The sequence below is a fragment of the Bradyrhizobium macuxiense genome, from assembly GCF_001542415.1.
GTDB classification, from domain to species: domain Bacteria; phylum Pseudomonadota; class Alphaproteobacteria; order Rhizobiales; family Xanthobacteraceae; genus Bradyrhizobium; species Bradyrhizobium macuxiense.
On sequence record NZ_LNCU01000010.1, the window covers coordinates 118,433 to 135,725 of the forward strand.

Here is a 17,293-nt window from a genome sequence, read left to right on the forward strand (position 1 = left end):
GCCAACGTGCCAGGCAAGCCGCAGGGCGTGATGCCCTATACCGGCGGCGTCGGCCCATATCGCAGCATCTGCAACGACGTCGTCGGCCGCGGCATGCTCGGCTTCAAGCTTGCGGGCCCCGGTGTCGCCGCGCAATGCAATGACGGCGAGGTGGTGCGCCTGCAGCCCGACGTGCGGCTGGTGCTGAACCTGCTCGGCGAGTTGAACCTGCCGCCGATCGAGACGATGGGTGCGCAGGGCGCGCGCGACTTCCTCAACGAGTTCAACAAGGGCCGTCCGGCTGGACGTCCGGTCGGCGAAGTCGGCACCGGCACGTTGCAGGGCGCCGAGGGGCCGCTGCCCTACAGACTGTACCGGCCGGCGACCCCAGGCCCGCATCCGATCGTGGTCTATTTCCACGGCGGTGGCTGGGTGCTTGGTGATGAGCAATCGGACGATCCGTTCTGCCGCGATCTGTGCCGGCGCACCGGCATGATCGTCGTCAGCGTCGGCTATCGCCACGCGCCCGAGCATCGCTTCCCGGCGGCGGCGGAGGACGGCTATGCCGCGGCGAAGTGGATTGCCGCGCACACCGCCGAGCTCGGCGGTCGGGCCGGACCCGTGCTGGTCGCAGGTTGGAGCGCCGGCGGCAACATCGCGGCCGTCACCTGCCAGCTCGCGCGCGATCGCGGCGGGCCGGAGATCGCGGGCCAGTTGCTGATCTGCCCTGTCACCGACTGCACGTTCGATCGCCCGTCCTATATCGAGAACGCGACCGGTTATTTCCTGACGCGCGGGCTGATGTTCTGGTTCTGGGACATCTACTGCTCGCCGGCCGATCGCGCCGATCCGCGCGTCTCGCCGCTGCGCGGCAAGCTCGAGGGCCTGCCGCCGGCGTTCATCACGACCTGCGAGTTCGACCCGCTGCGCGACGAGGGCGTCGCCTATGCCGAGGCGCTGGCGAAAGCCGGCGTGCCGGTCGAGCAGCTCAAGGCGCACGGCCAGTTCCACTCGTCCTTCACGATGGTCGACGTCATCATCACCGGCGTCAGCGGCCGCGCGAAGATGGCGAAGGCGCTGCGCCGCTTCGCCGGATTGCCCGAAGAGGTCGAGCAGGACAACGTTGCACTGCCCGAGGTCAACGCGGCAGCGGAGTGAACCAGGCTGTTTCGCGGCGTTCGGCCTTGTGTGCTTGAGCGTTTTCGAGCGAAGCGGACACCGGTTCGCGTGAAGAAAACGCGTCAACATAAAAATCTAGAGCTTCGGTTCTGATTCAATCAGAACCGATAATGCTCTAGCCGAGCTCGAACGTCGTGACACCGAACACACGATGCATCTGCAACGACGGGATTGCGCCGGTGTACATCCGCGCGGTCTCGAATGTGGGTGAAAGTCCGAGGCCTTCCGCCGTTGCGATGGCATCGCGGTTGACTGCGGGTACGTCGAGGAAGATGTCGCCGCCGCCGTCACTCGCGAGCAGTGCCGACAGAAGGGTTTCTGCGCTCGCGCGATCGTCGGCGACGAGTGGACCGATCTTGCGGCCGGTCCTGCACGGACGGATCACGCCCCAGCCAGCCAGTTTTCCATCGCGCATGAGTGCGCGCCCGATATGCGCGGGCGCGTTGATCCAGCCGCGCAGGAATGCCGGGCGCGGTGCTGGAAACACCGTAGCGTCATCTGCCTCGATGATCGCTGCCGGCAGATCGGTCAGTGCGACGATGTCCGCGTCGGGGGCGGGTGGTGCCGCCACCCTGCCGCCATAGCGTATGTTGGCGTAAGCAAGCGCGAAGCCCGACTTCGCGTAGTTTGCCAGCTGCGCGACCACGCCATCGAGCCCGATCACCCGCGGCCGCGCATGCGCGATTGCCGTCTTCCAGATTTGCGAGCCATAGCCGCGGCCGCGCAGATCCTGGCGCACGATATAGAACCCGAGAAAGGAAAAGCGTGCGCCGTAATTGACGCAGGAGATGACCGCAGCCGGCTGCCCGTCCAACTCGCCGACGAAGAAGCCTTGAGGGTCTTCGGCGGCAAAGCACGCGGCATCGGCGAGACCGGGGTTCCATCCCTCGGCCGCGGCCCAGTCCACTGCGAGCGTGATCTCGTCTGGCTGCATCGGACGGATGGTGAGTTCGCTCATTGCTGCACTCGTCGCGCCGGAGCCAGGGAACGGCTCATTGCGTGTCGGCCGGGGAAGGATACCTTCGTGGGTCGCATGGCTGCAATCGCCATTGCATGCAGTTCATACTGCGCACCGCGTGACAGCCTGCGTCAGGCGACCTGATCGATCTTCCCCCACAGCCAGCCGGACAATACGGTCGCGAAGGCGGCGCCAAGCAATTGGGCTGCGATGAAGGCGCCGACTCCGCTGGGCGCGATGCCTGCGAATGTGTTGGAGAGCGCCCGCGCGATTGTCACCGCGGGATTGGCAAACGAGGTCGAAGCGGTGAACCAGTAGGCCGATGTGATGTAGAGGCCGACGGCGTAAGGTGTGGCTGCCGCATTTCGTGCGATGCATCCGAAGATCGTCAGCAGCAGGCCGAAAGTCGCCACGGCCTCCGCGAGCCATTGCCCGGTGCCTGCGCGCTGCGTCAGCGAAACCTGCCAGACCGGAAGCTCGAACATCGCATGCGCCAGCCATACGCCGGCGATGCCGCCGACGATCTGCGCGGCCACATAGGTGCCTGCGGTGGTCCAGGACAGCTCGCCGCGACAGGCAAATGCGAGGGTGACGGCCGGATTGAAATGCGCGCCGGAGAGCGGTCCAAAGATCAGGATGAGGACCACCAGGATCGCCCCGGTCGGAATCGTATTGCACAGCAAGGCGAGCGCGACGTTTCCACCCGCGAGTTTCTCGGCCATGATTCCGGAGCCGACGACGGCAGCAAGCAGCAGCGTCGTGCCGAGCCATTCGGCGGCGATCTGGCGGCCTCGCGATGGCATCACGTTGCCTGATGGCCTGTCGGGGCAATCCGCTCGCCGTCTTCCTTGACGAAGTCGGCGCGCTGCGGCGGGAGGAGTTCGATCACTAGTTCCGATGGTCGGCACAGTCGCACGCCGCGTGGCGTCACAACGATAGGGCGGTTGATCAGGATCGGATGTGCCATCATGGCGTCAAGCAGATCGTCGTCCGTCAGCTCCGGATTTCCAAGCTGCAGCTGCTCGAAAGGGGTGCCCTTTTCCCGCAGCAGCATGCGCACGGAAATCCCCATCCGTGCGATCAATTGTTGCAGCAGCGCTCGCGACGGCGGCATCTTCAGATATTCGATTACGTGCGGCTCGATGCCGGCATTGCGGATCATGCCCAGCGTGTTGCGCGAGGTGCCGCACTCCGGATTGTGATAGATGATGACGTCCATCTCGTCTGTCCGTCAGCAGCAGGCAGATGATTTGGCGTCCGGCTTCGGCGCGCAGCAGGCGCTCGCCTTTTCATGCGCGACGCGGGCGCGGTTCTCGCCGCTGCCGTCGCCATAGGTCGTGTTCTCGCCCGTCGTGTGGAAGGTTTCCCAGGCGATTCCGGCGGGATCGTCGATCCAGGATTTTTCCGACTTGGCGTAGCAGCACGCGGTCTCGCCCTGCTCGATAATCTCGCCGCCGGCGTCGCGCAGCCGCGCGTAGACTTCATGCAGTTCTTCGGTGTTCTCGACCTGGATGCCGAGATGGTCGAGGCCGGGCTCGCGACCACGGGTCGAGATCGCGAAGTTGACCCGCGGATCCTCCAGCATCCATTTGGCATAGTCCGGTTTGACTACCGAGGGCTTGGCCGCAAACAGCGCAGAGTAAAAGCCGACCGACTTCGAGATGTCAGCGACAGAGACGTGAACGTGGAGGCGCTTCATGGCGTGTCCTTTCAGGCTGGCATCTTGGCGCGCTTGCGCGCGGGCTTGCAGGCGGCAGCAGGCGCGCAGGGAGCGCCGCCGCAGCAATTCTCGGTGAGGAAGCCGAGCAGGTCGTTCATCGTCTCGAACTGCGCAGCGTATATCATCGAACGTCCGTCGCGCCGCACCGTGACAAGGCCGGCAGTCCGCAACCGGTCGAAGTGAAAGGTCAATGTGTTGGGCGCGAGATCGAGCGCTTCAGCGATGGCGCCGGCGGGCATCCCGTCGGGGCCGGCCTGCACCAGCAGCCGGAATACGTCGAGCCGGTTGTCCTGCGCGAGTGCGGCCAGCGCCGCGACAGCATCCGTCTTTTCCATATTTCAACGAATATTGAAATACTGATCGCGAGTCAAGCGCGGCGAGTTCGAAGGTCCTGCCTGCAGTGTGGCTCGTTCGACACGACGGGCAACTCAGCAAAAGCCGGTCAAGCCCTCACGGGAGAAATAATTCTGTTTATCAGAAATTGGGTTTGGTGTATGAATTGTGCGTCTCACCCGATTGAGGGGCGCTTCGCGATCGTCACGGGTGTTGCGGTGAGATGCGGTGGACGCCGATTGCGCAACTGACGAGTGCGCATGAGGCGGACGGCGAAGTCGTGCAGGCCTGACGCCCTAGCGGCAGGTGTCCTCTTTCGAGATGCTATGGCGTCCTGGAAGGGCGGTGACAAGAAAGCCCAGTCTCACCGGGGAGAGTACGTATAAGCCGTAAACCATCGCGCAGGGAAAGCCGGATTGCTCCGGTTACACCTGTGGTCCTACCTCCCGAGCTTTCTACCATTGCTCGGGACCCATGGGTGCGATCGGCACCCGGCTTTCCCTGCGCCCTCTGCTCTCAGAGCGGCGGAACGAAATGCAAAGCTCGGACAAATCATGTCGCGAGAATGCGGATGTATGACTCACCGACGGTGCAACAAACTCGATGTCGTCCCTGCCTAGTGCGCAATTGCGCACGGGAGCAGGGACCCATAACCACGAATGGTCATTGTTGAGCGTCGTTGACGAGTCCCTTCCACAACTCCCGCCACGGAGTATGGGTCCCTGCTTTCGCAGGGACGACGGATGGCGAGAGCGTGCACAACTCCATCCAGGCTCGTAGCAAATGATTGAATCAGCCCTTCTTCGGCCGGTACGCCGCGAAGAACACGCGCGTGGCGCTGTCGACGACGGTGGCGATCCGTTCGGGCGAGGGCGACGGCTTGGCCTGGAAGATGAAGGCCTGGAACAGCGTCGACTGGCACATCTGCATGAACTGGTGCGCCGCCAGCTGATAGTCGTCGATCATGAGGTCGTCGAGCGCCGCGCGCGCTTCGAGATAGGCGGCGAAGCGTTCGATGGTGTGCGCGATCACGTGATTGTAGAACCGGCTGCCGAGTTCCGGCATCCGCTCGGCGATCGCCATCACGGTGCGGAGCGCCGAGCCGCCGCCGGGCCGGCACAGCACGCCGACATAGGCGCGGCCGAATTCGGGGAGGGTGATGTCGACACTGCGCTCGGGATCGAAATTGAACGTGGTCTTGCCCTGCTCGAGCTTCTCCTCTTCCACGATCGCCGCGAACAGGCCGGCCTTGTCGGGAAAGTAGACGTAGAGCGTGCCCTTGGAGACGCCGGCGGCGCGGGCGATCTCGCCCATGCTGGCGCCGTCAAAACCGAGGTCCATGAAAACCCTGCGGGCGCCGTCCATGATCTGGCGACGCTTCGAGGAGTCCTCCTCGCCGACGACGTGGAGGGGCTTTGGGGGTGCTGCAATCATTGGTTTAGGCTCTTGGGAAAGAACTCAACCCAAAATACGCGGGCAGGAATCGAAGCATTATAATTCACGGGACGGGAATATAATTTGACCGAACCGTTCGGTCAATGCTACCTTTTGGCACGACGATGACCCGCGAGGCCGAATTCCGGCACCGCGAGCATCGGGATTTTTTGTGGGGAGGCCAATTATGGCCGCAGCGAGAGACCAGGCCGCGCGCATCGTTCGTTCCGAGCCCGAGACGGGCGAGGACCAGGAGGTGCGCGAGGTTGCCGCCAATCCCGGCGAGCAGCTCCGCCCGCACATTGCCGATGAAGCGCGGCGCCATCCCGCAGAGGCGCCGACCGCGCCTGCGCCCGCCGAGCCGGCGGCTCCGCCCGCGGCCAGCGCGCCGCCGAAATCCGGCAAGCGCAAATTCGTGATGTTCGGCGTGATCGGCGCGCTTGCGCTCGCGGCCGCAAGCTACGCGACCTACTACATGCTGGTCGGACGCTTCTACATCTCGACCGACGACGCTTATGTCCGCGCCAACAACACCATGCTCGGCGCGCGCGTCGCCGGTCATATCGCCGCGATCCTGCCGGGCGACAACGCACTGGTGCATGCCGGCGACGTGATCTTCCGGATCGACGACGGTGACTATCGGATCGCGGTCGATGCCGCGCGCACCAGGATCGCGACCCAGCAGGCGACGATCGAGCGCATCGGCCGCCAGGTTGCTGCTGCGGCGAGCGCGGTCGAGCAGGCCGAGGCGCAGCTCGTATCCGCCCAGGCCGGCCTGAAGCGCGCCGACCTCGATTACGATCGCCAGCAGGCGCTGAGCAACAAGGGCTTTGCCTCCCGCGCCACCTTCGAAGTCTCCGAGGCCGGCCGCGACCAGGGCGCCGCTGCGGTGCGGTCGGCGCAGGCGGCCTACGATGCCGCAAAGGACAATGTCGAGGTGACCAAGGCGCAGCAGGCCGAGGCGCGCGCCCAGCTTGCGGAATTGCAGACCCAGCTCGCCAAGGCCGAGCGCGATCTCGACTTCACCTCGGTGCGCGCGCCGGTTGACGGCACCTTCTCCAACCGCCTCGTCAATGCTGGCGATTACATCACGGTCGGCCAGCGGCTCGGCAACGTGGTGCCGCTCGCCGGCGTCTTCATCGACGCCAACTATAAAGAGACGCAGCTCAAGCGCATCCGCCCCGGCCAGCGCGTGACGATCAAGGTCGATGCCTACGGTTTCCGCAAGTTCACCGGCATCGTCGACAGCATCTCGCCGGCAGCGGGCTCGGTGTTCACGCTGCTGCCGCCGGACAACGCGACCGGCAATTTCACCAAGATCGTGCAGCGCCTGCCGGTGCGGATCCGCGTGCCGAACAGCGTCGCCAGGCAGGGCCTGCTGCGCGCCGGCATGTCGGTCTACACCACCGTCGACACCAGCGAGGGCGCAACAGATGCCGACAGCGAGGCCGATCTCGACTCGCCGATGATGATCCATCCGCAGTGATGCCTTGAAAGCGCGCGGCACAATGACGTTGGATCAAAGCGTTGCCGCATCGAAGGTCCACCTCTCCCCTTGCGGGAGAGGTCGGATTGCATCGCCAGATGCAATCCGGGTGAGGGGTTTGGCCTCTCGAGGGACCTGGGGCCCCTCACCCGGCGCTTTGCGCCGACCTCTCCCCGATGGGGAGAGGTGCCAACAAGCTGCGAGCGCTGACCCATGGCGAACGCGACCACTGCTTCACCATCGATGACGGGCGCCGGAGCGCCGGCGTCCGATCGCATCCAGCCGAAGCGGCTGTTTGCGTTCATCATCATGGTGTTCGGGATGTTCATGTCGATCCTGGACATCCAGATCGTCTCGGCCTCGCTCACCGAGATCCAGGCCGGCCTGTCGGCGTCTTCGACCGAAGTGTCGTGGGTGCAGACCGCCTATCTGATCGCCGAGGTGATCGCGATCCCGCTATCCGGCTTCCTGTCGCGCGCGCTCGGCACGCGGCTGTTGTTCGCGATCTCGGCCTTCGGCTTCACCTTCTCCAGCCTGCTGTGCGGCTTCGCCTCCTCCATCGAGCAGATGATCCTGTGGCGCGCGCTGCAGGGCTTCCTCGGCGCCGGCATGATCCCGACCGTGTTCGCGTCGGCCTACACGATCTTCCCGCGCACCAAGTTCTACATCGTGGCGCCGATCATCGGCCTCGTCGCGACGCTGGCGCCGACCGTCGGCCCCACCGTCGGCGGCTACATCACCGACCTGATGTCGTGGCACTGGCTGTTCTTCATCAACATCGTGCCGGGCATCGGCATCACCATCGGCGTGCTGGCACTGGTCGATTTCGACCAGCCGAACTTCGCGCTGCTCGAGCGCTTCGACTGGTGGGGCCTGATCTTCATGGGCGGCTTCCTCGGTTCGCTCGAATATGTGCTCGAGGAGGGGCCGCAATATGAGTGGCTGCAGGACACGTCGGTGGCGATCTGCGCTGCGATCTGCTTCGTCTCGGCGATCGCCTTCTTCTGGCGCGTGCTGACGGCGGAGGAGCCGATCGTGGATCTCTACGCCTTCACGAACCGCAACTTCGCGGTCGGCTGCGTGCTGCAGTTCTGCATCGGTATCGGGCTCTACGGCCTCACCTACATCTATCCGCGCTATCTCGCCGAGATCCGCGGCTACAGCGCGCTGATGATCGGTGAGACCATGTTCGTCTCCGGCGTGACCATGTTCCTGATGGCGCCGGTGGTCGGACGGCTGATGCAGAAGGTCGACCTGCGCTACATCATCGCCTTCGGCCTCGTCACCTTCGCGCTCGGCTCCTGGCAGATGACCTGGATCACGCGCGACTACGATTTCTATGAACTGCTGTTGCCGCAGATCCTGCGCGGCATCGGCATGATGTGCGCAATGGTGCCGACCAACAACATCGCGCTCGCCACGTTGCAGCCCGATCGCGTCAAGAATGCCTCCGGGCTGTTCAACCTGATGCGCAATCTCGGTGGCGCAGTCGGGCTTGCCATCATCAACGAGGTGCTCAACGACCGCACCGATCTGCACATCTCGCGGCTGCAGGATCGCGTGACCTGGGGCAACACCACCGCGGTCGAGACGCTCAACATGCTGACCCAGCGCATGCAGGGCATGGGCGATGCCGCGCTGATGGCGATGAAGCAGCTCTCGCAGATCGTGCATCGTCAGGCCGCGGTGATGGGCTATGGCGACGCCTTCGTCATGCTGTCGCTGTTCTATGTCGGCCTCAGTTTCCTGGTGCTGCTGGTCAACAAGCCGTCGACGCAAGTCGCGGGCGGTGATGCGCATTGAACGTGCAGCGTCGTCGCACGATGCGAGCGCATCGCTGACACATTGACGCACTCACGCGGATGTCATCTTGCAAATCACGCGTGATGCATTTATAAGCACCGCTTCGTTACTCGAACCGGGGAGATGCGCATGATGACGTTTAATCCGCAGACCGCGCGCCCGCGTTCGAAGGTGCTGGACGCTGTTTCGCGCTAGGTCCCAGCTCTGATCGGGCTTGATCCCCGATCATCCAAACTTCCCAACACGTTACCGAATATTTTCAGCGACGCTCGCGGCCGGATTCCGTCCGCACGTCGCCTCAGACGGAGCCGGCCGGCGCGACAAAAGCGCGGCCGGAATGTGCCATGACCTCCCTCAAGACCAAGCGACCGGCCGCGATCCGGATCGTGCTTCCATTCGTCTTCCGTCACTGGCTGGAACAGCCGATGCGCGCCACCCTGGTGACGGTGGGCTTCCTCGGCGCGACCGCAGCCGATCTGTTCATGCCGGTGTTCTCCGGCCATCTGGTCGATGCGCTGACCGCAGGCGCGTCTGATCCCGTCGCGCGCCACGCCGCGATGATCGCGTTTGGCGCCATCGTCGCGCTCGGTGCGCTGTCGGTGATGCTGCGGCTCGTCGGCATTCAGGTGATCGTGCCGTTCACGCTGAAGACGATGTCCGACGTCGGGCAGCAGGCGTTCATGCGCGTGCAGCGCTTCTCGACCGACTGGCACGCCAACTCATTCGCCGGCTCAACCGTGCGCAAGATTTCGCGCGGCATGTGGGCGCTCGACCTGCTGAACGACACCATCCTGATGGCGCTGTTGCCGTCGGTCGTGGTGCTGATCGGCTCGATGATCCTGCTCGGCATGCACTGGCCGTCACTGGGCGCGGTGATCGCCGTCGGCTCGGTGATCTATGTCGCCATGACGATGGCGTTCCAGGTCAGCTATGTCGCACCGGCCGCGCGTGTCTCCAATGCGTGGGACACCAAGGTCGGCGGCACGCTGGCGGATGCCTTGACCTGCAACGCGGTGGTCAAGTCGTTCGGCGCGGAAGTGCGCGAGGACACGCGGCTTGACGGCGTCATCAGCCGCTGGCGGCGGCGGGTGCGGCGCACCTGGTTCCGCTACAACCACACCTCGACGGCGCAACTGATCGTGCTGCTGTGCTTCCGCGCATCTGTGATCGGCGGTGCGATCCTGTTGTGGGCGGCGGGCCATGCGACGCCGGGCGACGTCACCTATGTGCTGACGAGCTACTACATCATCCACGCCTATCTGCGTGATGTCGGGATGCACATCAACAACCTGCAGCGTTCGGTGAACGACATGGAGGAACTGGTGCAGATCCACGGCGAGCCACTCGGCATTGTCGACGCCGCCAATGCCAAACCGATCGACATCCATGGCGGCCGCATCGTGTTCGACGACGTGACGTTCCACTACGGCGGTCATCGCCTGCCGCTCTATGACGGGTTGTCGGTCGACATCCGTGCGGGCGAGCGCGTCGGCCTGGTCGGCCGCTCGGGTTCCGGCAAGACGACCTTCGTCAAGCTGGTGCAGCGGCTCTACGACGTCTCCGACGGCCGGATCCTGATCGACGGTCAGGATATCGCTCACGCGACGCAGCAGTCGCTGCGCAGCAAGATCGCGATCGTGCAGCAGGAGCCGATCCTGTTCCACCGGACGCTGGCGGAGAACATCGCCTATGGCCGTCCCGGCGCCAGCATGGATGCGATCGAGCACGCGGCGCGGCTTGCCAATGCGCACCACTTCATCGTGCGGCTGCCGAAAGGCTACGGCACGCTGGTGGGCGACCGCGGCGTCAAGCTGTCGGGCGGCGAGCGGCAGCGCGTGGCGCTGGCGCGCGCCTTCCTGGCCGATGCGCCGGTGCTGATCCTGGACGAGGCGACCTCGAGTCTCGATTCGGAATCGGAGGCGTTGATCCAGGAGGCGATGGAGCGGCTGATGAAAGGCCGGACCTCGATCGTGATCGCGCACCGGCTGTCGACGGTGCGCAGCATGGATCGGATCCTGGTGTTCGATCGCGGCAAGATCGTCGAGCAGGGCACGCACAAGGCGCTGACCGCGCGACCGGGCGGCATCTATCGCGGCCTGTTCGAGCGCCAGGTGACCGAGTTCGGCCGCATCGCAGCGGCGGAGTGAATGGTGGCGCGCGGCTGATGGGCTTGTCCCGACAGCCGCGCGCTATCTCGGAGCAAATCCGCTCCACAGCAATCCGAGGCCGGAGAGGACGAGCAGCCCCAGCACGATATCGGAGAAATTGCGGTCGCTCATGGCGTGATAGACGCGGGCGCCGAGCCATGCGCCGAGCAATGTTCCCGGGAAGGCGCAGAGCACCAGCCAGACGATCTCAGCTCTCACCAGGCCGCTCGCGACCTGCACGCACAGCGCGACCGCGAGGATCGTGAAGTTGAAGGTCTGGAAGACGCCGCGACGCTGCGCCTTGCCCCAGCCGCGAAGGCTCGCCCACAGGATCGGCAGCGGACCGGAGAGGCCGGCGAGGCCGCCGAGGATGCCGCCGGCAAAGCCGATCGCGGTGTCGGCCCATTTGCCGCCGAAGCGGATCGCCATCGGAGCCTTCTGGAAATAAAGCACGATTGGGAACACCACGAGGAACACACCGATGGTCCGCTTGAACACGATCGGATCGGCATGCGCGATCAGCATGATGCCGATCGGCACGCCGGCGAGGCCACCGATGATGAACGGCCAGATCAAGCGGAAATCGATGGTCTTCCAGATCGACGGCAGCGTCGAGACTTGCGCGATCACCGAACAGATCAGCACCAGCGGCACCGCCAGTGTCGGCGGCAGGACGTAGAGCCAGATGCCGAGCGCCATCAGCGCGGTGCCGAAGCCGGCGAGGCCGGAGACGAAGCCCCCGGCCAGCGCGCCGAAGAACAGGATCGCGTAGCTCGCCGGGTTCATCGTCTTCTCGTTCTTTTGATCAATGCCGCGACGTTTACACGACGCAGGCGACAGGTACTATTCGAAATCGCGGCTCATCAACGACAATCGGAATGGAAACATCCCATGACTGCGAGTTCGTCGAAAACTTTTCTGGTCTGTCACGGCGCCTGGTCGGCAGGTTGGGCGTGGAAGAAGATGCATCCCTTGATGCGAGCAGCCGGGCACCGGCTGATCACTCCGAGCTACACCGGGCTCGGCGAACGCGCGCACCTCGCCAATCCGTCGCTCGACCTCGAAGCACATATCAACGACGTGCTCAGCGTCATCAACTATGAAGACATCAACGACATCGTGCTGGTCGGCCATTCCTATGGCGGCATGGTTGCGACCGGCGTTGCCGATCGCGTTCGCGAGCGCATCGCGCAGATGATCTATATCGACGCCTTCGTGCCGCGCGACGGCCAGTCGCTGTTCGATCTGTTCGAGCCTGCGGTCGCGCAGATGCGTCAGGCGGCGCAGAGCGGCGACGGCTGGCGTGTTCCGCCGATCCAGATCCCGCCGGACACGACGGCCGCCGATGTCCAGTGGCTGACCCCGCGCCGCGTCAACATGCCGATCAAGTGCTTCGAGCAGAAGCTGAAGCTGCAGCACGGCGAGACGACCTTGCCGCGCAGCTATATCTACGCCACCCGCATCACGCCGTCGGACACGTTCGGTCAATTCGCAAAACGCACCAAGAGCGAGGCCGGCTGGCGCTATTTCGAGATCGATGCCAGCCATTCGCCGAACGTCACTGCACCGGAGGCGCTGATGGCGTTGCTGATGGAGATCGCGGCTCGTCCGGCATAGGAATTGGCAGGTACACACCGCGCGGCGCGTATCGCATTTTCGGAAACGTTGACCGGTCGGCGAACACCGGCGCCGATCGGTCGTCTCTCGAAGCGAAACCGAGTGAACACAACTTGGTCTCGCATGTTCAACCGAACTGCGACATAATCGGCGCCAGCGTGGTCAGCTCGTGAATGTGAAGCGATGAACCGAAGCCCCGTGCTTATAGATCTGGCGCTGCAGGGCGGAGGATCGCACGGGGCATTCGCGTGGGGTGTGCTGGACCGGCTGCTCGAAGAGCCATGGTTTCAGATCGCGGGCATCTCGGGAACTTCCGCGGGCGCGATGAATGCCGCGGTGCTGGTCGACGGCTGGACGGCGGGCGGCGCAGCCGGCGCGCGCGAGGCGCTTGAGAAATACTGGCAAAGCGTCTCGCGTGCCGCCGCATTCAGTCCATTGCAGCGCTCGCCGCTCGACCGCTTCCTGGGACGATGGTCGCTCGATACTTCTCCCGCCTATCTCTTCACTGATCTGATGTCGCGGGTGCTGTCACCCTACGACCTCAATCCGCTCGGCTTTAATCCGTTGCGCAAGATACTCGCCGACAGCATCGATTTCGAGCGCCTGGCACGCGCCCCGATCAAGCTGTTCGTGACCGCCACCCGCGTGCGGACGGGACGTGGACGGATCTTTCGCAATGCGGAGATCACCGCGGACGTGCTGCTCGCGTCGGCCTGCCTGCCCACGATGTTCCGCGCGATCGAGATCGACGGCGAGCCCTATTGGGACGGCGGTTACGCCGGCAATCCGACAATCACGCCGCTGGTGCGCGAGACTGACGCGCGCGACACGGTTGTGGTGCAGATCAATCCGACCGAGCGGCCGGAGGAGCCGCGCACGGCTGCGGACATTCTCAACCGCCTCAACGAGATCTCGTTCAATTCGCCACTGGCGAAAGAGCTGCGCATGATCGCGCTGCTGCGTCAGGTTGCCGATCCCGGCACAGGGGAGGGCGCGCGCTGGGCGCAGATGCGCACGCACCGCGTCAAGAGCGACATGCTTGCGACCTTCGGCTCCTCATCCAAGCTCAACGCGGAATGGGGGTTCGTGACCAAGCTGCACGAGGAAGGGCGGCGCGCGGCCGGCGAATTCATCGACAGGCACGGTGCCGATCTCGGCGAGCGCTCGACGGCCGATCTGGACATCCTGCTGGCGGAGTGCTGAGGCCATGGGTCTTCTCGGCATTCTCGTCGGGCTCGGACTGCTCGTCTGTCTCGCCTTCCGCGGTTGGAGCGTGCTGCTGCTGGCTCCGCTCTGTGCGCTGGTGGCCGCGGCGTTCGGCGGCGAGCCGTTGCTCGCCAACTGGACGCAGACCTTCATGGGCAGCGCCGCGGTATTTCTCGCGCAGTTCTTCCCAATCTTCCTGCTCGGCGCGCTGTTCGGCAAGCTGATGGACGACAGCGGCGCGGTCGCGGCGGTCGCAAGCTTCATCACCCGCTGCGTGGGCGAGGGCCGGGTCATTCTCGCGGTGGTGCTCGCGGGGGCGCTGGTCACCTATGGCGGTGTCAGCCTGTTCGTCGCGTTCTTCGTCATTGTCCCGATGGCGCAGTCGCTGTTTCGCGCGGCTGATATTCCGCGCCGCCTCGTTCCGGCAGCCGTCATCCTCGGCACCTCGACCTTCACGATGTCGGCGCTCCCAGGCACGCCGTCGATCCAGAATGCGATCCCGATGCCGTTCTTCGGCACGACGCCGTTCGCCGCGCCGGGTCTCGGTGTTGTCGCGTCGATCATCATGCTGGGCGTCGGGTTGTGGTGGCTGCTGCGCGCGGAGAACGTGGCGCGCCGCGCAGGAGAAGGTTATGGCGAAGAGCCGCCAGCGACTTCCGAGGCTGCCGTCGACGATGAACTGCTGCGCGAGCGGGCGACGACGGCGCGGGAGTTCGATCCGGCGGAGCTTCGCCATGGACATCAAAGCGACGCGAAGGTCCCAACCTTCAGCGCCATCCTTCCCTTGGTGGTGGTCGTCGCCGTCAATCTCGTGATGTCGCTCTTTGTCCTGCCCCGGCTTGATTTCTCGTTCCTGGCCGAACAGCAGTGGGGCAACACGTCGCTCTCCGCTGTGGCTGGCGTCTGGTCGGTCGTCGTCGCGTTGGCGGCAGCGATCGTGGCGGTCATCCTCTGCAACTGGACGCGGCTGCCGGCGCTGCGGCAAACCATGGATGCCGGCGCAAACGCGTCGGTGCTGCCGGCCGTGAGTGTCGCCAGCCTGGTCGGCTTCGGCGCTGTGATCGCATCGCTTCCGGCCTTCGGCATGGTGCGCGACTGGGTGCTGCAGATTGAGGGCGGCCCGCTGGTGTCGCTTGCGGTTGCGACCAACCTGCTCGCCGCGCTGACGGGATCAGCTTCCGGCGGATTGACGATCGCGCTCGATGCGTTGGGCGGAACCTATATGGATCTCGCCGCGGAGGCGGGCATCGATCCCGGCCTCCTGCATCGCGTTGCGGTGATCGGCTCGGGGACGCTCGACATTCTGCCGCACAACGGCGCGGTCGTCAGCCTGCTCGCGATCTGCGGCCTCACGCATCGCGACAGCTATCTCGATATCGTCATGGTCGGCATCGTCAGCTCCATCATCGCGCTCGCAACGGTGATCGCGATCGGAACCATGGTCGGCTCGTTCTGACTTCTGGTGCGGCGACACGTCGCTCAAAGGCTTGTTCATCAAGTCTTGTCATCCGCGAGTTGAATCCCTTCATCTCTCAGCGCCTTGAGAAGGGCGTGGACGTCATCGGGCCCAAGTTCCTTGGGGCACAATTTGCTGAGTTGATCGGAAGTGATGGTGCCCTTTCGATCACTAATCTCGCGCGCAGACTGAAGGATTTTTTGCAGGTCCATCTGACCTCCTTTACGCCGCCGCCAGCGCCGTGCGTCTGCAGAAGCAGGATGCCTTGATTGGGATCTCCGCACGCGCCTGCGCGAGATCGAGCCGTTGCTTGATCAACGCGCTCTCGATCGTCTCGCCGCGGCGGACCAGGCATTCGTGCAGTCCATGGAGCGACCACAAATTGTCGGGATGTTGGCAGGCCCGGCTGAGCTTGCCGTCAAGACCGAGATCGGATCGGTAGACCGCCTCGGCCTCCGCTATTCGCCCCTGTTCCAGCAGCAGCGCGCCGAGCGCGTGGCGAGGCGGCTGCATCCATCCCCAGGGCTCGTCATAGGGCAACGCATCGGAGATCTCGACCGAGCGGCGCAGATGCGCGAACGCGATGTCGTAATTTCCCTTGCGGTATTCCAGTTCGCCGTTGAGCATCGCCTCGGCGACCTTGAGCAGGTTCACGACCTTGTTGTTGTGCACGAGCCGGCTCTCCGGCACCCGAGCCTTCGCCGCCATAAACAGGCCCTTCTCGGCTTCAGCTTCGGCGACATTGCCAAGCGCCGAATGCGCCACCGCCTTGGCATAGTGGATCATGGCCGTCACCGAACAGTAGAGGTCGCGATCCTCCGGCGGCTTTTGGTCGATGATCTCGCGCCATTTTCCGAAGCGCACGAGGACGTGCTGCTTCATCGTCAGATAGCCTTCGAGGAAATCGGCCATCGGAGGCGATGAAATGCGCAGCACCGGCTCCGGCACTGTGGCGATGAGTTCTTCGGCTGCTGCGAGGGCGGGTGTGTACTGGCCGAGGAACATCGCGCCGTAGATGGCGAAGTGGAAGTTGTGGATCACGTAGACGAGATAGACGCCGGGATCGTCCGAGTAGGCGAGGAAGCTGCGGTCGGTCTTCAGCGCCTTCTGATTGTAGAGCAGGACGTCGTTGTACTGACCGCACAACACGTCGAGATGGGTCGGCATGTGGATCAGGTGGCCGCCGTCGGGCACGATCGCACGCAACCGGTCGCCGACCCGCATCGCCCGCTGCGGGAACGGCGACATCTCCATCAGATGGACGTAGAGATGCAGCAGGCCCGGGTGATTCCAGGCCGCCGGGATCTTGTCGAAAGCGTGTTCGAGCAGCGCCGTGCATTCCTCGGTGCCGGCTCCTTCGGCCGGCTTGCCCGAGGGCAGGTCCCACATCTGCCACGGCGTCTCGTTCATGATCGCTTCGGCAAGCACGGCGCGGACCTCGAGATCATCGGGAAACGCCTTGAATACCTTGCGCATCTCTGCCGTGAAGGCCTTGTCCCACGGCGCCATGTCCTCGATCGCTTCGCGCTGCGGATAGCGCGCGGGCAGGGCCTTGATCATCGCCTGCTCGACCGGACTTGCCTTCCCGGCATGCGCGAGCGCTTGCTGCATGGCGTCGTAGGAGGCCGACAGCGCCAGCTGCCGCCCCTGCGGGTCATAGCGAACCCAGGGCAAATTGTAGTTCGGCCCGGCGGCGTAGCTGATGCCCCAATGCGCCATCGCGCATTCGCTATCGTGCTGCAGCGCCTTCTGGAAACACTTGATGGCTTCGGCATGATTGAAGCCGAACACCCAGTTGAGCCCGCGGTCGAACCAGAGCTGGGCATCGGGCGATGATGTGGTGACTTTGCGGCTGTATGGCCCGAGATCAAAATAGGTCATGCCGTTTGTCCCCATGGAGCGACGCCGGTCCGGCACCCTAGCAAAAAACCCGTCTCCATCACAGCGCGGGCGAAGTGGCGCCGCGGAATGGCGA

General features: G+C 64.4%; 16 protein-coding genes. 7 read left to right on the top strand and 9 right to left on the bottom strand.

The window, feature by feature from the left end; all coding sequences use genetic code 11:
• A partial coding sequence (locus tag AS156_RS43820; RefSeq protein WP_245312496.1) for an alpha/beta hydrolase occupies positions 1 to 1,137 on the top strand: 1,137 nt, incomplete at its 5' end.
• 136 nt (positions 1,138 to 1,273) lie between these two features.
• Here the strand turns inward: AS156_RS43820 and AS156_RS01295 are convergent.
• The 6 genes from AS156_RS01295 to AS156_RS01320 all read right to left on the bottom strand — a co-directional run bounded on the left by AS156_RS01295 (position 1,274) and on the right by AS156_RS01320 (position 5,603).
• Positions 1,274 to 2,116 carry a GNAT family N-acetyltransferase gene (locus AS156_RS01295; protein WP_066498899.1) on the bottom strand — a complete coding sequence of 281 codons (843 nt, stop codon included), beginning with the start codon at positions 2,114 to 2,116 and terminating at the stop codon, positions 1,274 to 1,276.
• A gap of 131 nt (positions 2,117 to 2,247) precedes the next feature.
• Positions 2,248 to 2,919, bottom strand: a complete 672-nt coding sequence (locus AS156_RS01300; protein WP_066498902.1) for an aquaporin — start codon at positions 2,917 to 2,919, stop codon at positions 2,248 to 2,250.
• Positions 2,919 to 3,335 carry an arsenate reductase (glutaredoxin) gene (gene arsC, locus AS156_RS01305; protein WP_066498906.1) on the bottom strand — a complete coding sequence of 139 codons (417 nt, stop codon included), beginning with the start codon at positions 3,333 to 3,335 and terminating at the stop codon, positions 2,919 to 2,921. The genes AS156_RS01300 and arsC overlap by 1 nt, the downstream gene beginning before the upstream one ends.
• Before the next feature lie 12 nt (positions 3,336 to 3,347).
• Positions 3,348 to 3,815, bottom strand: coding sequence for an ArsI/CadI family heavy metal resistance metalloenzyme (locus AS156_RS01310; protein ID WP_066498908.1), 468 nt, complete (start codon positions 3,813 to 3,815; stop codon positions 3,348 to 3,350).
• 11 nt (positions 3,816 to 3,826) lie between these two features.
• On the bottom strand, positions 3,827 to 4,171 hold the full coding sequence (locus AS156_RS01315; protein WP_066498912.1) for an ArsR/SmtB family transcription factor: 345 nt from the start codon (positions 4,169 to 4,171) through the stop codon (positions 3,827 to 3,829).
• A 790-nt stretch (positions 4,172 to 4,961) separates the two neighbouring features.
• Entirely contained in the window at positions 4,962 to 5,603 is a 642-nt protein-coding gene (locus AS156_RS01320; RefSeq protein WP_066498917.1) for a TetR/AcrR family transcriptional regulator, read from the bottom strand.
• 187 nt (positions 5,604 to 5,790) lie between these two features.
• On the opposite strand from AS156_RS01320, the gene AS156_RS01325 reads away from it, so the two are divergent.
• From AS156_RS01325 to AS156_RS01335, 3 genes are all read left to right on the top strand, one after another.
• Complete coding sequence (locus AS156_RS01325; protein WP_066498919.1) at positions 5,791 to 7,089, top strand: HlyD family secretion protein; 1,299 nt, start codon at positions 5,791 to 5,793, stop codon at positions 7,087 to 7,089.
• Positions 7,090 to 7,302: 213 nt separating this feature from the next.
• On the top strand, positions 7,303 to 8,892 hold the full coding sequence (locus tag AS156_RS01330) for a DHA2 family efflux MFS transporter permease subunit (RefSeq protein WP_066498923.1): 1,590 nt from the start codon (positions 7,303 to 7,305) through the stop codon (positions 8,890 to 8,892).
• A gap of 344 nt (positions 8,893 to 9,236) precedes the next feature.
• Positions 9,237 to 11,039 carry an ABC transporter ATP-binding protein gene (locus AS156_RS01335; RefSeq protein WP_066498926.1) on the top strand — a complete coding sequence of 601 codons (1,803 nt, stop codon included), beginning with the start codon at positions 9,237 to 9,239 and terminating at the stop codon, positions 11,037 to 11,039.
• A 42-nt stretch (positions 11,040 to 11,081) separates the two neighbouring features.
• Here AS156_RS01335 and AS156_RS01340 read toward each other — a convergent pair whose 3' ends face one another.
• The gene (locus tag AS156_RS01340; RefSeq protein WP_066498929.1) at positions 11,082 to 11,825 is read right to left on the bottom strand and encodes a sulfite exporter TauE/SafE family protein; all 744 of its coding nucleotides are present in this window, start codon (positions 11,823 to 11,825) and stop codon (positions 11,082 to 11,084) included.
• A 105-nt stretch (positions 11,826 to 11,930) separates the two neighbouring features.
• On the opposite strand from AS156_RS01340, the gene AS156_RS01345 reads away from it, so the two are divergent.
• The 3 genes from AS156_RS01345 (at position 11,931) to AS156_RS01355 (ending at position 15,318) form a co-directional block, all read left to right on the top strand.
• Positions 11,931 to 12,656 (top strand): alpha/beta fold hydrolase, encoded by a 726-nt coding sequence (locus AS156_RS01345; protein WP_066498930.1) that lies wholly within the window; start codon positions 11,931 to 11,933, stop codon positions 12,654 to 12,656.
• A gap of 183 nt (positions 12,657 to 12,839) precedes the next feature.
• Positions 12,840 to 13,859, top strand: coding sequence for a patatin-like phospholipase family protein (locus tag AS156_RS01350; RefSeq protein ID WP_066498938.1), 1,020 nt, complete (start codon positions 12,840 to 12,842; stop codon positions 13,857 to 13,859).
• 4 nt (positions 13,860 to 13,863) lie between these two features.
• On the top strand, positions 13,864 to 15,318 hold the full coding sequence (locus AS156_RS01355; RefSeq protein WP_066498939.1) for a GntP family permease: 1,455 nt from the start codon (positions 13,864 to 13,866) through the stop codon (positions 15,316 to 15,318).
• A gap of 38 nt (positions 15,319 to 15,356) precedes the next feature.
• Here the strand turns inward: AS156_RS01355 and AS156_RS41670 are convergent, their stop codons facing one another.
• Together AS156_RS41670 and AS156_RS01360 are read right to left on the bottom strand one after the other, a co-directional pair.
• Positions 15,357 to 15,530: an RNA polymerase subunit sigma-70 gene (locus AS156_RS41670; protein ID WP_136625961.1), complete on the bottom strand. Its 174-nt coding sequence runs from the start codon at positions 15,528 to 15,530 to the stop codon at positions 15,357 to 15,359.
• Between the two features lie 10 nt (positions 15,531 to 15,540).
• Positions 15,541 to 17,199: a tetratricopeptide repeat protein gene (locus AS156_RS01360; RefSeq protein WP_066499299.1), complete on the bottom strand. Its 1,659-nt coding sequence runs from the start codon at positions 17,197 to 17,199 to the stop codon at positions 15,541 to 15,543.
• Positions 17,200 to 17,293 lie beyond the last annotated feature (94 nt).